This is a genomic window from Anaeromonas gelatinilytica (assembly GCF_016820635.1).
Lineage (GTDB): Bacteria > Bacillota > Clostridia > Tissierellales > SIT17 > Anaeromonas > Anaeromonas gelatinilytica.
In genome coordinates, this window is sequence record NZ_WSFU01000141.1 from 1 (window position 1) to 15,073 (window position 15,073).

The following is a 15,073-nucleotide window of genomic DNA, read 5'->3' on the forward strand; positions in this document are numbered from 1 at the left end:
AAGCCTTTGGACTATTATATCAAACTAGAGTAGCATATTCTAATGAATTGCAAAATAGGGTAGATTGAAGAAGGAATTAAACAAACCTATAGGGTTTTATAATGTTTTGGCAACGATGTATTATGCAAATACCAAATCTTAAAATATCTGATTTAATTGCTAAAGTACCTATAGTTCAAGGAGGTATGGGAGTAGGAGTTTCTCTATCTTCTTTAGCAGGGTCAGTAGCTAAAAATGGGGGGATTGGAGTAATTTCAGGAGTAGAAATAGGATTTAATGAACCTGATTACTTTTTAAATAAAAAAGAAGCTAATTTGAGATCATTAAAAAGACATATAAAAAAGGCTAAAAAAATATCTAATGGTGGAATAGTTGGAATTAATCTCATGACTGTTCTTAATAATTTTGAAGAACTAGTAAAGGAATCAATTAAAGAAAAGATTGATATTATATTTTCTGGAGCAGGTTTACCCTTAGGTCTTCCTAAACTCACAAAAGGAAGTAACACTAAAATTGTACCTATAATATCTTCGGCTAAAGCTGCAAAAATCATATGTAAAAATTGGGATAAAAAGTATGATATAATTCCTGATGCCATAGTAGTAGAAGGTCCCAAAGCTGGTGGTCATTTAGGCTTTAAAAAAGAAGATTTAAATGATAAAAATATTAATTTAGTAAATATAGTTAAAGATGTAGTAAATATAATAAAACCCTTTGAAACAAAGTACAATAAATCTATACCTATTATCGCTGGAGGAGGAGTATATGATGGTAAAGACATTGGAAATCTGTTAATAGCTGGAGCATCAGGAGTACAACTGGGAACAAGATTTGTTGCTACAAAAGAATGTGATGCCTCTGAGAAATTCAAAAAAAATTTTATTAACTGTAAATCTGATGATATAGTTATTATAAAAAGTCCCGTAGGCATGATAGGTAGAGCAATTTCTAATAAATTCTTAAATAGTGTATCTTCACAAGATAAAACTCCTAAAAGATGTATAGCCAATTGCCTTAAACCTTGTATTCCAAGTAAAGCTCCTTATTGCATTGCAGAAGCATTAATTAATGCACAAAAAGGAAATATGGATGATGGATTTGCATTTGCAGGTGCAAATGCATATAAAGTTAATAAAATCATACCTGTAAAAACATTAATCAATAATTTAATGGAAGAAACTACCTATTATTTAAAAAATCATTAAATATACACAAAATCCATACCAAATTAATTTGGTATGGATTTTTTTACTCTCTTGTCAATAATTTTATTAAAGACTCTTCTTCAACTATGTCATCCATTGAATCAAAACCTAATTCTTGTAATATCTTAAGAACATTTAGATTATCATAGGGAGTCATAATTAAAGAGTCTTCTCCAAATTCATTAACTATCTTAGTAGCTTTATTTGCTTCTATGTTAGTCCTTGGTCCTCCTACACATCCTCCTTCACATCCCATTCCTTCTACAAAATTTACTTCTATTTTTTCTCTTGTAGAAAGATAATCTAATGTTTTTTTGCAATCTTTTACTCCGTCAACTCTTTTAGATTTTAATTTAATTAATCTTTGAGGAGCAATTCTATTTACTACTGTCTTAACTGAAAAACTAACTCCTCCAGTTCTGGCATATACTCTCCCTCCAAAAGAAGCTTGATCCTTTTCATCCCCATCTAATGACTCTAATTCTATTTCTAAGGATTTAAATATTTCTTCTAATTCTCTAAAAGTTAATACAAAATCAATGTCTTCTTTTAAGTCTGGTTCTTTTGCCTCTGATTTCTTTGCAATACATGGCCCAATAAAAACTACTTTAGATTCTGGATATAATTTTTTAATTATTCTTCCCGAAGCAATCATTGGAGAAATAGATGGAGACATGTGATTAAATGCTTTAGGATAATTTTTTTTGGTTAAATTAAACCAAACAGGACAGCAACAACTTGTTAAGAAGAAATCATCTTCTTTTTTAACTAAATTATTAAATTCATGGGCTTCTTTTATCGTAAGTATATCTGCAAACATTGCCACTTCTATCATATCCTGAAATCCTAAAAGTTTTAAAGCTGTTCTTATTTGACCAAGAGATACATGGTCTCCAAATTGTCCTGCTATAGCTGGTGCTACAGTAGCATATATATTTATATCCCTATTCTTTAACATATCTATTAAAGGAATAAACTCTATCTTATCCTCTAATGCTCCAAAATCACAATCACTGATACATTGTCCACAACTTAAACATTTATCATTAACTATAACAGGGCCTTTCTTTCTTCTATAAATTTGAGCTTCATAACGACATACATTATCGCAAATACATCCTTCCTTATGACAATATTCACATACACCTTCTATTTTGGATACTACCGGTTTTTTTATATTTTGAATTTTCTTTATTTCATTAAGCTCATCTCCAAATTGATTATTTCCATTGGCTTCTAATCCCATAGCTACTCGTATTTGGTCATTTATAAAACCTAAATCTTTATCTTTAAATTCATATTTCTCTTTTATATCTAAAGCCAACCTATTCAAATCTTTTACTTCCTTTAACTCTCCATTCCAATATCTCTTAACTAATTCAGAAAATATTTCCATTCTTTTTCGTTGAAATTCAGTGAATGCATTTAAAGATATATTTATCACCCTTTCAATTAATAATATCACTATTTAGTATATACATTTAAATTATCTATTAAACTAAAGTTTCATCTAGATAATAATTTACTTTAATTTTATTAAATATGAATTATACCATTTAACAATACTATATTTAGTTATTATTAACATAATATTCTGTGAATTCCTTATACTTATTATAACTAAATAATGCATCCTCCTTGATATCATCAAATATAACTCTATAACTCTTTTCACCCCATGGAGATATTTTCTTTATATAATCAATATTAATTATATAGCTTCTATGACTCCTATAAAACATCTGATTATCCAGTTTATCATAAATTGAAGATAAAGTTCCAGTAGTTTGAATTTTTTCTTCTTTTGTATGTATAACAATTTTTCTATCTAATTTTTCAATAAATATAATTTTGTCAAAGTCTAGGAAGTTAAGTACATTTTCTTTCTTATAAGCCAACCTTTTCAATTTTATACCCTCCTATTTATTATATTTATTGAATTAAATAATATCATATTTTCTAAAAAATGTAAATATTCTAACTAAATATAAGTTAAATATACATTTATAAGAAATTTTTTCATAATAAAACAAACAAACTTCATTATTGTAGTTTAGAACATTCATATTAACCTTTCAAACATAATTGACAGGTTTATATTATTTTTTATAGAATCTTTTATTAACATAATAAAAAATCCGCAAAATATAAGACGTTATAGAGGGAGGTAATTCCAATGCACATACTTACCAATCAGTATACGACCCTGAGAAAATATCAAATAATTTGTATAAGGAGGATTTAAAGTGAAAAGAACTAAAAGTGTTATATCTTTATTTATTTCTTTAGTTATGGTAATTTCTTTAATTTCTTTCAGTTTTGCAGACAATAATGATATTAAGGCTAAAAGTAATGAAAAGGTGGATAAACCAATAGAAAAAATCCAAGACAAAAATAATGACAAGGTATTTGATAATCTAACCAAAAAATTAGATAAAAAAGATGATAGAGATGAATTCCCAGTAATAGTTGTATTTAATAAAGAAATTAATAAAAAACAAATGAAAGATATTGAAAATACTTTAGGTAAAATCAAAGTTAAACATGAATATGAAAATATTCCTAGTATATCCGCTACTCTAACAAAATCTCAAATAGATAAATTATCTAATATGGATATAGTAAAAAGCATCGAATATGATATGGAAGTGAAAGTGTCAAATGATACTGCAACAGAATGGTTTGGAGTAAATAAAGCTTCTTCAGATTTTGGTTTAACTGGAGATAGAGATGGTGGTTTAAAGAATTATTCAAAAGATGACGTAGTTGTTGCAGTAATAGATACTGGTATAGATAGTAATCATGTGGATCTTGATAATGGTAAAGTCATAGCATGGCACGATTATATAAAAGGTCAATCAACTCCTTACGATGATAATGGACATGGTACTCATGTATCTGGAATTATTGCAGGTGAAGGAGATGGAAATTCTAATTATAAAGGTGTAGCTGAAGGATCTGCCCTAATAGGTCTTAAAGTTTTAAGTAGTAGTGGTAGAGGTAGTATGAGTGATTGTACTGCTGCATTAGATTGGTGTATAGCAAATAAGGACACCTATGGTATCGATGTTATAAATATGAGTCTGGGTACATCTGGTAGTTCCGACGGTACTGATGCAACCTCTCTTGCCGTAAATAGAGCTGTAGATGCAGGTATATCTGTAGTAGTAGCTGCTGGTAATAGTGGCCCAGCTAAATATACAATAGGTTCTCCTGGAGCAGCTGAAAAAGCTATTACAATAGGTGCTATGGCAGATGTAGGTGAAGGTGGATTTAATTTAACTGATTTCTCAAGTAGAGGACCTACAGCTGACGAAAGAATTAAACCTGATATATCAGCTCCTGGATATAATATTATGGCTGCTAAAGCTAATTCTTCTAACTCCTATGTATCATACAGTGGTACTAGCATGGCAACTCCATTTACCGCAGGTACTGTAGCTTTAATGCTTGATGCAAATCCTAATTTAACTCCTAATGAAGTTAAGAATACTTTAATGTCTACCTCAGTAGATATGGGACCTGATGGAAAAGATATAGAATATGGAATGGGAAGATTGGATGCATTTGAAGCTATTAATACTGTTGGTCAATATAATGGAACAAATATAAATGTACCAAATGTATTATATGAATCAGATAAAATCAACACTGCAAATGGATCAGATTTATGGACTTTTGATGTGAACAACATAGATTATCCTATTTCAATAACAATGATTATGCCAAATTGGCAAAGTAGTTGGCTCGGTTCCACTCCAGACTTCGACATATATTTATATGATTCTAATGGTAATGAAGTCGGTAATTCTCTAACATCTAATAGACAAGAAAATATTACATTTACACCAACAACAAATGGTACCTATACTTTAAAAGTAAAATCTTATTCTGGTACTGGTAACTATTTCTTTGATATTAGTGTAGGTGGAAGCAATTTAACTTTAACTGAAAATCAATAAATTCAAAGATACCTGTGGCTAAGCCACAGGTATTTCTATTTTATTGCTTTGGAAAATTTTTTATTTTTTAAGTATATTTAAAAATCATTATCATTTTTAACAATATTTCTAAAATCATCTAAAATTGATATTGCCATTTTTAAATTCTTCATAGCATTTATCTTATCTCTCTATTTTGCATAACTATAAGCTCCATTATATTACAAAAAGAAAAACCTATAAAGATTTAACTTTATAGGTCTATTTTACGTTCTAAAATATAACCAGTCGTGAATAAAAATACAATGATTAATGTTATGCTAAATATTAATGAAGGAACATTCATTTCTAATCCAGGTACATTAAATTCATTCATTGTTATTCCAATCTCATTTAAACCCTCCATATTAATTTTTATACCAAAAGGTATTTTATTTTCTATAAGCACTGTAATAGCTGAAATAGCAGTATTTAATAAAATAAAGATTATAAATGATATAAACTTTCCTACTTTCTTAGTACCCAATGCAGCCTTACTTATTGCAATAGAAAAATATACAGTTAATATAAATATTACCGATTGAATAACCCCTAAAATCAAAAATATTATCATCTCTGGAGTTTTCATTATTTCTTGCATATAATTTATAAAATTAGAAAATATAGGTTCTTCTACTAATCCAGAATATTTATTTAACATCAAAGCAACAAATCCTATTTGTACAATACCATATAAAACATACCATAAAATAGTAACTAATAGTTTTGATAATACTATAGAAACTCCTGATATTGGAAGAGTCAAAGTAAGATATGCTCTATCTTCATATACTTCTTTACTGAAAGAATTTATAAAAAGTATCAATATTGCTATACTACCACCAATAATACTTATCATTGACAAAGTTATTGTACTAGGTACATTATCTATATCAGCTCTTATTAATAAAACAGTACTTAATAAAATCATTGTTATAAAAACTATCCCAACAAATCTCATACTTCCTTTAATCTCATATTTCATGAATTTTAACATTATTTAAACACCTCCCTATATAATTCATCTATAGACATAGATTTTTCAACCCTTAATTCTTCCACATCTCCAGTTAACACTATCTCTCCATATTTCAAAAATGCTACTTCATTAAACACTCTTTCCAAATCCTGTACTAAATGAGTAGTTATAATCATAGCGCTATCTTCATTATAATTATTAATTATAGCATCTAATATTTTCTCTCTGGCCACTGGATCAACCCCAGCTATAGGTTCATCTAATATATATAATTTTGCTCTTCTAGATAATACTAAAATAAGATGAAGTTTTTCAATCATACCTTTAGATAACTTATTAACTTTTATATTTTCCTCTAATTCCATAAATTTCAGTAATTCTTTAGCTCTATCCATATCGAAATCATCATAAAAATCATTAAAGAAATTTAATGCATCTTCAATCTTCATCCATTTATATAAAAAATTCCTATCTGGAAGATAAGAAACTATAGACTTTGTTTCAATTCCAGGTTTCTTATTGTCAATATAAACTTCTCCTTTAGATTGAGTTAAGATTCCCATTAATATTTTTATCATTGTAGTTTTTCCACTACCATTTGGTCCCAATAGACCTACTATTTTTCCCTTTTCAATATTTAAATCAACATCTTTTAAAGCTATCTTATTCATATAAGATTTACTTAGTCCTTTCATTTCTACAATATTATTCATTATTCTCACTTCCTTTCAATTCTTCTGAAACAATACTTAATATTTCTTCTTTATTAAATCCTAATTCTTTCATTTTTAATATAAAAGATTTAATCATTTCTCTTGATAATTCTTTCTTCAATTGTGCTATCATACTCCTATCCTCCATAATAAAAGTTCCCTTACCTCTTTTAGTAAAAGTTATTCCTTCTCTTTCCAATTCCTGATATGCTCTTTGAACAGTATTAGGATTTACTTTAAGCTCCTCTGACATATCTCTTACAGACATCAATTTTTCCCCTTCTCTTATCTCTTCCTTAATTAGTTTTATTTTTATATAATCCATTAGTTGAATATATATAGGTATATTATTATCAAAATTCACTGCTTCACCTCCAATATTAATGTACTAAGCATATAATACACTAATGCTATAATGTTGTCAACAAATTATTAAAATTAATTTGTAACTAAATAGGTTACAAACAAATATAATGTATTAAGCTATATGAGAGGAGGCTTCATATGTCTGGTAAACGTGGAATAGGAGGAATATTCGACTGTTGCAACAGCGAATTATTATTTTTCTTCTTACTATTAGTAGTTTTATTTATGCCTTACGGATTTGGAAAATACTAATTTTTGTAATACCTTTTTAAAAATAAAAGTCAATCCAAAATTTTGGATTGACTTTTATTTTTATCATACTTTACATATCTCAAATAAATCTTTTATTTCTTCTTTTATTTCATTTATCTTTTCATTTTCATATGGATGAAGTTTGTTTTTACCTACCATTACTAAATCTCCATCTCTAAAATTTTGTAATATATACTTTTTACTTCCCTTTAAATACTCTGCTATATTTAAAATATCCTCTTTATCTATTAATTCTTTACATAATGTAGTTCTAAATTCATAATCCACACCTGAGTTTCTTATTATTTGAATACTTTCTTTTATTTTTTTTACATCTACTATTGAATTAACAACATCTTCATACTTATCAAATGAAGTTTTTATATCCATAGCTATATAATCTAATAAATTATTTTCCAGCAGTTTTTTTATTCTATTAGGATTTGTTCCATTAGTATCTAGTTTAACATGAAATCCTTCATCTTTTATTTCTTTAATTAAATCATATATGTCATCATATAAAGTTGGTTCTCCACCACTTATCGTAACTGCATCAATAAATTTTTTTCTTTTATTTAAAAACTTAAATATTTCTTCTATATTTATATGTGATTTATCATTGTCAACAATATGAGAATTATGACAATAAGGACATTTAAAATTACATCCTTTTATAAATAACACTGTAGATATTTTATCTGGATAATCTATAAAAGAACTTTTTTCCATCTCACAAATTTCCATAGCCATACTATATTGCCTGCCCATCTTTAAGACTATGACCAGCATCGAATTCTAATCTATCCTTATATTCTGCTTTTTTTCCTTTATTCCAAGACTGTACTGGTCTATGAAAACCAACTACCCTAGTCCACACCTCTGTATCCTTACCACAATAAGGACATTTAAATTGTTCCCCTTTAAGATATCCATGTTCTTCACATATACTATAAGTAGGAGTAATAGTGAGGTAAGGTATTCTACTATTTGCAAAACCTTTCTTTAATAATTCTTTCACTGTCTCTATATTATTAATTTCTTCTCCAATAAATCCGTGAAACACTGTTCCTCCAGTATATCTTATTTGCAATTCTTCTTGAAGCTCTAACGCTTCAAATATATCTTTCGTATGTCCAACAGGCAATTGAGTAGAATTAGTATAATAAGGTTCCTCATCCCCTTGAGTTATAATATTTGGATACATCCTTTTATCCATTCTTGCAAATCTATAAGCTGCCCCTTCAGCTGGAGATGCTTCTAAATTCCATAAACTTCCTGTCTCTTCTTGAAATATTTGTATAACTCGATTCATAAATTCCATTATTTCAATAGAAAATTCTAATCCTTCTTCAGAAGTAATATCTTTACCTAATAAGTTCAAACAAGCTTCATTCATTCCATTTAAACCAATAGTACTAAAATGATTCTTAAAGTATTCCCCATGTTCATCTTTAATTCCTTGAAGATAATATCTTGAATAAGGATATAACCCTACATTCATATATTTTTCTAATGCAATTCTTTTAGTTTCACAAATATTCTTTGCTGTTTCCATTAATTCTCTAACTCTTTTCTTAAATTCTTCCTTAGTCTTCGATATATGACCTATTCTTGGCATATTAAGAGTTACTACGTTTATAGATCCAGTCATAGGATTTGCTCCAAACAATCCTCCGCCTCTTTTTCTTAACTCACGATTGTCTAAACGCAATCGACAGCACATACTTCTTACATCTTCAGGTTTCATATCACTATTTACAAAATTAGCAAAATAAGGTGTTCCAAATTTCCCAGTCATTTCCATTATACTATTAGACACCTCTGAATCCCATGGAAAATCATCTGTTATATTTATAGTTGGAATAGGAAAACTAAAACTTCTTTCAGCTCCATCTCCCTCCATCATAACTTCACAGTATGCCTTATTAAACATATCCATTTCCTTTTGAAATTCTCCATAAGTTTTATCCATTATATTCCCACCAATAATTACTGGCATATTCTTAATCATAGGATGAGGAGTAATATCTAATGTAATATTAGTAAAAGGCGTCTGAAATCCAACCCTAGTTGGTACATTAAGATTAAATATAAATCCTTTCATTAATTTTTTAACTTCTTTATAATTTAAATTATCATAATATATAAATGGTGCTGCATAAGTATCTAATGAGCTTATAGCCTGAGCTCCAGCGGCTTCCCCTTGTAATGTATATAACCAATTAACTATCTGTCCTAATAATGACTGTAAATGTTTTGGAGGTTTAGATTCTATTTTTTCTTTTGCTCCTCTAAATCCTTCTCTTAATAGAGCTTCTAAATCCCATCCACAACAATAAGGTGCTAATAACCCTAAATCATGTATATGAAGATCTCCTTTTATATGGGAATCTCTCATTTTTTTAGTATAAATTTTATTTAACCAATATTTCTTTGTAATAGACTCTACTATGTGATTATTCAATCCTTGAAGACTAAACCCCATATTTGCATTTTCATTTACTTTCCAATCTTCCAATGAAACATATTCATCTATCATTTTTTCTGCATCCATAAAAAGATTTTTAACTTCCCTTAACTCTTCATGCTTATTCCTATATAATATATAAGCTTTTGCTGTTTTAGCGTGTCCCTCTTCTATGAGAACTTTTTCGACAATATCTTGTATATCTTCTACATTAGGTATTCCTACACCATAAGCTTCACTTAGTATTTTTTCCACCATATTAGAAAGCCTTTGAGCCTCATCGATATTTTTACCGCCAACGGATTTAGCTGCATTAAATATTGCATCTTGAATCTTTTCTAAATCAAAATCAACTATATTTCCATTTCTTTTTTGAACCCTTGAAATCAAGTAATTACCCCCTCATATTGTGGTTGCTTTTTATTCTGTACATATATATTGTATATTATACATGCTATAATGTACAGTTATTTTATGTAAAATAATCCATTTTATGTTATAATCCAAAAGAATATTTATAAAATCATACTATTGGACTAATAATTAATCTTATTAAATATTGTATTTTTATCATTCTGTTTCATTTATAAATCTCACTTCTTATTTTTATTTACCATAATAGAATAACATACTAAATATTGAGTATATATTTAAATTTCTTAATTAATATTGTCTTTTAAAAATTTGATACTGATCACAATTAAAAATCCTATAAATTGGTATACTTATAAATAAGAAATTAAATAAGAGGAGGAAAATTATGAACTCAATTGATATTTTAGTAAATGAACATAACAACATAAAAAAAATATTAAAAATTGTTAGATGTATGTGTATAGAAATTGTAGAAGGAAAAGAAATTAATGGAGATGATTTCCGTGATATTATAGATTTCATCAGAAATTATGCTGACAAATATCATCATGGAAAAGAAGAAGATATGTTATTTAAATATATGTCTAAAGAATTATCAAAAGATATTGGTGAAGGTCCCGTAAGAGGAATGTTCATAGAACATGATTACGGTAGAAGCTTTGTAATACAACTAGACATGGCTATTAAAGCTTATGAAAACGGAAATAATAATGCTAAAGTAGATATTATTGCAAATGCTGTTGGTTATGCTAATTTATTAAATAATCATATTACAAAAGAAGATAATGTTATATATAAATATGCATCTAAACATTTGTCTAAAGAAACATTAAATAAATTAGACTCAGAATTTAAGGTTATTGAAAATAAAAATGAAAATTTAGATAAAAAGAAAAAATATATTGATTTAATTGATAGATTAGAAAAAAAATATAACTGCTAAGAGAATATTCTCTTAGCAGTATTTCATATTAATTTTCTTTCTTCGTTATTTAATTCCTTTATTGCATAATAAAAATCCTAAGTAGACTAACTTAAACTTAAATTCTAAATTTTAATTTTCTACATTGATTAGTTTACATGCAAACTAATCAATAGCATAAACTACACCTCTATGACTCACTATATAATTAATAAATTATTTAGGCAACAAAAAAGATGACTTATCAAAAAGTCATCTTTTTTACTTATTAATAATATGGATAATAATCATATCCAGGATAGTAATCATATCCGGGATAGTAATCATATCCGGAATAACCAGGATAATATGGGGAAAAACCATATCCGGGATATCTTCTACGTCTTCTAAGTAAAGAGCCTAATAATGCTAATCCTATAAAATCTCTAAAAAGTCTACGTCTACCAAAATATGGTCTTTGTTGTGCTGAAATTCCTCTACTCATTGCTCTTCTCTCTCGTAAATCTTCTTCTATCTCAGGATAGTCAACAATTACTTCATCATATATTTCATCTATCATTCCCTCTAATTTTTCCTCTGACGGCATATCATACATAGGAGATTCATAAGGATAATGCCTCATTATTGTATCTTCGATCTTAGGATAAATCTTTTTATAGGTTTCAGGATAAGGTACATCTTGTTTCATTCAAAAGCCTCCTTTACAATTATTATTCAATATTATCCTATGTATAAATAGCATCATTGGTGAATTAATTTTTTTCATTAATTATAACTATAATTTTTCAAATACTCATCTTATTATAAATAAATTGGAAAGCACAAAATATTTTTAACTTCTATGCTTCTACATTTGAACCTTGAGTTACATCTTCAGTTTTATTTTTTTTAATACCTATTAGTATGACATGTAAAATAATTCCTACTGCTAATCCCCAAGCTGCTCCTTTAATTGCTAATATTGCTGCCATAACACCTGCAATACCCCTTTGCGTATCTTTAGAACATAAATTCATAGCTAGTCTTGTACAAACATATCCTTGAACCAACATTGTTAGTGATAATGCAACTGGTAAAATAGGTTCAACTAGAGATACAATAGGTATTAACGCAACAGATATAAATGTTGCTAGCCTAAACGTTCCTATTCCACCAAATATCGAGTCCATTGCCGAACGTCCTTCTTTATACCTTTGAGCAACAGCTGCTGTTACTGCCGACCAAAGTGGCCCACATAAAGGAACATAAGGAGTTACTAATGACATAATTATATTTCTAAATCCACTGATTAAATTTGATCTATTTGAATTGAAATCGATTTTTTCATCAGTTCTTACTTCGTCAGCCTCATTTATCAATGCCTCACTAGTAACAAAATCCCCAAAAGCTATTATATAAACTATGAGTGCCATAGGTACAGCAGCTATAAAAACATCTATTCCAGGAAAACCTATACCAAATGGACTTACTGTTTGAATAATTCCAAAAAAATCAGGAATATGAATAATTGAACCGAATTCTATCACTGGTGCAGGCAATTCTTTTGCAATAGGACCTACAATTATACTTATGATTATTGCTGGTAGCATACCATATTTCCCAAACCTGTAAGCAAGTTTGCTTTTCTTCTTTAATCTTCTGAAACTTTCAGAAAATAATATATAGAAAGAAATAATAGCACCTATACTTATAGATATTGGATATATGCCATATCTTCCTGCGATATCAAACTCTCCAATAACTGCTGACAACCCAGCACCTAGTAATATTCCTGCTTTTATAGAATCTGGAACAATATTTATGATTTTACCTGCACTACCTGTAATGCCCATCAATATAAAAATTATACCAACTAATAATTGTAATGCTATTATTGCATGTATTCTTTCAACTCCTACTGCAAAATTACTTACAAATGCTGTTGTTAATGGTATAGCTGGTGTAATCCAACCAGGTATAACAGGATCTCCTAATAAAGAATGGATGGAATATAATAATCCATTAATTATTACCATTCCCCATGCAATTTCAAATGGTATTCCTAATACATCTATCATAATTGGCACAGCACCTAAGCAAGTAGCACACATTAAAATACCTTGTAATGCTTCAGACCATTCCCACTTATAATGTATAAAAGGTATCCTTACTTTAAATATACCTGCTGATAAATATGGTTGTTCCTTACCATGTTCTCTATATTTGACCATAAGTTTCCTCCCTTTATATTTTTAAAATTTAATATTAAATCTTCTTTCATATTCTTTAGCTAAATCAACTCTAAAATCTGGATGAGCAATATTTATTAATGCTTCTGCTCTTTCTCTAAGAGTCTTACCTTTAAGTTTTGCAATACCATATTCTGTAACTATAAAATCAACATCATTTCTTGAAGTCGTTACTGTAGCTCCTTTATCTAATAAAGGAACTATTTTTGAAACTTTACCTTTAGCTGCAGTAGAAGGCATAGCAATTATTGATCTTCCATCCTCTCCCATACTTGCTCCTCTAATAAAATCTACCTGACCACCTACTCCACTGATTTGTTTAAGTCCAACACTTTCAGATGCTACTTGCCCCATTAGATCTACCTGTACACAAGAATTTATAGATACCATTTTATAGTTTTTCATTATTACTGCTGGATTATTAACATAATCTACAGAATGCATTTCTATAGAAGGATTATTATTTGCATAATCATATAATCTCTTGCTTCCCATTAAAAACGTGGCTACTGATTTTCCTGGATGAATAGTTTTCTTCTTATTAGTAATTACTCCAGATTCTACTAGTTCTACTACTCCATCAGATATCATTTCAGAATGAATTCCTAAATCCTTCTTATCTTTTAAAAATAAGAGAACAGCATCTGGAATTGATCCTATTCCTAACTGCAATGTAGAACCATCGTCTATCAGCGAAGCACAGTACTTTCCTATCTTCTTTTCTACTTCTCTAATTTTTCCAGGTGTAAGTTCTATAACAGGATGAGAGTTTTCTACAATATAATCTAGATCTGATATATGAATAAAATTATCTCCCAATATTCTTGGCATTTGATCATTTATTTCTGCAATTATCAATTTAGCCATTTCAGCTGCTGGTTTTGTGTAGTCATTTGAAACACCAAAGCTACAGTACCCATGATCATCTGGAGATGTAAGTTGTACTAGAGCAACATCCACAGGTAGATCTTCTCTTAAAAGTTTTGGAACTTGATAAAAGAAACAAGGAGTAAAATCTGCTTTTCCAGAATTAATTGCTTTCCTTGTTGCTCTACCAGCGAAAAGTGCATTATGCCTAAAATAAGGCTCCATACCATCTTTTACATATTCGGCATTCCCCATAGGTACCAAATGCACTATTTCAACATCTGAATATATATCTTTATTCTTAACCATTACATCTAGAAAAAGAGATGGTTCTCCTACAGCATGCCCTACAACAACTCTATTCTTGGATTTAATATTTTTTACTGCTTTTTCTGGAGTAACTATTTTGTCTTTATATATTGATTTCCAATTCAAATTATTTTCCCCCTATTAACATTTTATCTAACTTAGATTTAAGCTTTTGATAATCTTCTATATCTTTAATTACCATTTTTCCATTTATTCCTTTTAATTCTTCATGTTTTATACATGAACTCATACACCCAGATAAAATAACTACAAAATGACACATTTCATTATTGATCCTTGTAATAATATTAATATCTAAGTAATCCTCTTTTAATCGTTCAATTACACTTTTGCGATCATATCTTACATTACATCCCCCACAATATTTAACACATATATTCATCTATATC

General features: G+C 28.5%; 14 protein-coding genes. 3 read left to right on the top strand and 11 right to left on the bottom strand.

Annotated elements, in window-relative coordinates; translation table 11 throughout:
• The first annotated feature begins 101 nt into the window (after positions 1-101).
• Positions 102-1,205, top strand: coding sequence for an NAD(P)H-dependent flavin oxidoreductase (locus GOQ29_RS13985; protein WP_484477091.1), 1,104 nt, complete (start codon positions 102-104; stop codon positions 1,203-1,205).
• 43 nt (positions 1,206-1,248) lie between these two features.
• On the opposite strand, the gene GOQ29_RS13990 is transcribed toward GOQ29_RS13985, so the two are convergent.
• Both GOQ29_RS13990 and GOQ29_RS13995 read right to left on the bottom strand, forming a co-directional pair.
• The gene (locus tag GOQ29_RS13990) at positions 1,249-2,649 is read right to left on the bottom strand and encodes a [Fe-Fe] hydrogenase large subunit C-terminal domain-containing protein (RefSeq protein WP_350446033.1); all 1,401 of its coding nucleotides are present in this window, start codon (positions 2,647-2,649) and stop codon (positions 1,249-1,251) included.
• Between the two features lie 127 nt (positions 2,650-2,776).
• The gene (locus tag GOQ29_RS13995; protein ID WP_203373291.1) at positions 2,777-3,112 is read right to left on the bottom strand and encodes a LytR/AlgR family response regulator transcription factor; all 336 of its coding nucleotides are present in this window, start codon (positions 3,110-3,112) and stop codon (positions 2,777-2,779) included.
• A 339-nt stretch (positions 3,113-3,451) separates the two neighbouring features.
• Here GOQ29_RS13995 and GOQ29_RS14000 point away from each other — a divergent pair, with 339 nt between their 5' ends.
• Positions 3,452-5,167, top strand: coding sequence for a S8 family serine peptidase (locus GOQ29_RS14000; protein ID WP_350446034.1), 1,716 nt, complete (start codon positions 3,452-3,454; stop codon positions 5,165-5,167).
• 232 nt (positions 5,168-5,399) lie between these two features.
• Here the strand turns inward: GOQ29_RS14000 and GOQ29_RS14005 are convergent, their stop codons facing one another.
• From GOQ29_RS14005 to GOQ29_RS14025, 5 genes are all read right to left on the bottom strand, one after another.
• Positions 5,400-6,182, bottom strand: coding sequence for a hypothetical protein (locus GOQ29_RS14005; RefSeq protein WP_203373292.1), 783 nt, complete (start codon positions 6,180-6,182; stop codon positions 5,400-5,402).
• Positions 6,182-6,877, bottom strand: a complete 696-nt coding sequence (locus tag GOQ29_RS14010; RefSeq protein ID WP_203373293.1) for an ABC transporter ATP-binding protein — start codon at positions 6,875-6,877, stop codon at positions 6,182-6,184. The genes GOQ29_RS14005 and GOQ29_RS14010 overlap by 1 nt, the downstream gene beginning before the upstream one ends.
• Positions 6,870-7,241 carry a GntR family transcriptional regulator gene (locus GOQ29_RS14015; protein WP_425475075.1) on the bottom strand — a complete coding sequence of 124 codons (372 nt, stop codon included), beginning with the start codon at positions 7,239-7,241 and terminating at the stop codon, positions 6,870-6,872. Before GOQ29_RS14015 ends, GOQ29_RS14010 begins: the two co-directional genes overlap by 8 nt.
• A 317-nt stretch (positions 7,242-7,558) precedes the next feature.
• Positions 7,559-8,245: an anaerobic ribonucleoside-triphosphate reductase activating protein gene (locus tag GOQ29_RS14020; RefSeq protein WP_252187645.1), complete on the bottom strand. Its 687-nt coding sequence runs from the start codon at positions 8,243-8,245 to the stop codon at positions 7,559-7,561.
• Between the two features lies 1 nt (position 8,246).
• A complete protein-coding gene (locus GOQ29_RS14025) occupies positions 8,247-10,352 on the bottom strand; it encodes a ribonucleoside triphosphate reductase (RefSeq protein ID WP_203373294.1) in 2,106 nt (701 codons plus the stop codon).
• Between the two features lie 370 nt (positions 10,353-10,722).
• Between GOQ29_RS14025 and GOQ29_RS14030 the strand changes: the two genes are divergently transcribed.
• On the top strand, positions 10,723-11,280 hold the full coding sequence (locus GOQ29_RS14030) for a hemerythrin domain-containing protein (RefSeq protein ID WP_203373295.1): 558 nt from the start codon (positions 10,723-10,725) through the stop codon (positions 11,278-11,280).
• A 247-nt stretch (positions 11,281-11,527) separates the two neighbouring features.
• On the opposite strand, the gene GOQ29_RS14035 is transcribed toward GOQ29_RS14030, so the two are convergent.
• From GOQ29_RS14035 to GOQ29_RS14050, 4 genes are all read right to left on the bottom strand, one after another.
• Positions 11,528-11,947, bottom strand: coding sequence for a hypothetical protein (locus GOQ29_RS14035; RefSeq protein WP_203373296.1), 420 nt, complete (start codon positions 11,945-11,947; stop codon positions 11,528-11,530).
• A gap of 151 nt (positions 11,948-12,098) precedes the next feature.
• On the bottom strand, positions 12,099-13,469 hold the full coding sequence (locus GOQ29_RS14040; protein WP_203373297.1) for a hypothetical protein: 1,371 nt from the start codon (positions 13,467-13,469) through the stop codon (positions 12,099-12,101).
• 21 nt (positions 13,470-13,490) lie between these two features.
• A complete protein-coding gene (locus GOQ29_RS14045; protein ID WP_203373298.1) occupies positions 13,491-14,789 on the bottom strand; it encodes an acetyl-CoA hydrolase/transferase family protein in 1,299 nt (432 codons plus the stop codon).
• A gap of 1 nt (position 14,790) precedes the next feature.
• Positions 14,791-15,066, bottom strand: a complete 276-nt coding sequence (locus GOQ29_RS14050; protein ID WP_203373299.1) for a hypothetical protein — start codon at positions 15,064-15,066, stop codon at positions 14,791-14,793.
• Positions 15,067-15,073 lie beyond the last annotated feature (7 nt).

Bases quoted from the DNA above. Each gene is read 5' to 3' on its own strand.
- GOQ29_RS13985 (WP_484477091.1), top strand. From the start codon at position 102: ATGTTTTGGCAACGATGTATTATGCAAATACCAAATCTTAAAATATCT.
- GOQ29_RS14005 (WP_203373292.1), bottom strand. From the start codon at position 6,182: ATGTTAAAATTCATGAAATATGAGATTAAAGGAAGTATGAGATTTGTT.
- GOQ29_RS14010 (WP_203373293.1), bottom strand. From the start codon at position 6,877: ATGAATAATATTGTAGAAATGAAAGGACTAAGTAAATCTTATATGAAT.
- GOQ29_RS14020 (WP_252187645.1), bottom strand. From the start codon at position 8,245: ATGGCTATGGAAATTTGTGAGATGGAAAAAAGTTCTTTTATAGATTAT.
- GOQ29_RS14030 (WP_203373295.1), top strand. From the start codon at position 10,723: ATGAACTCAATTGATATTTTAGTAAATGAACATAACAACATAAAAAAA.
- GOQ29_RS14035 (WP_203373296.1), bottom strand. From the start codon at position 11,947: ATGAAACAAGATGTACCTTATCCTGAAACCTATAAAAAGATTTATCCT.
- GOQ29_RS14040 (WP_203373297.1), bottom strand. From the start codon at position 13,469: ATGGTCAAATATAGAGAACATGGTAAGGAACAACCATATTTATCAGCA.
- GOQ29_RS14050 (WP_203373299.1), bottom strand. From the start codon at position 15,066: ATGAATATATGTGTTAAATATTGTGGGGGATGTAATGTAAGATATGAT.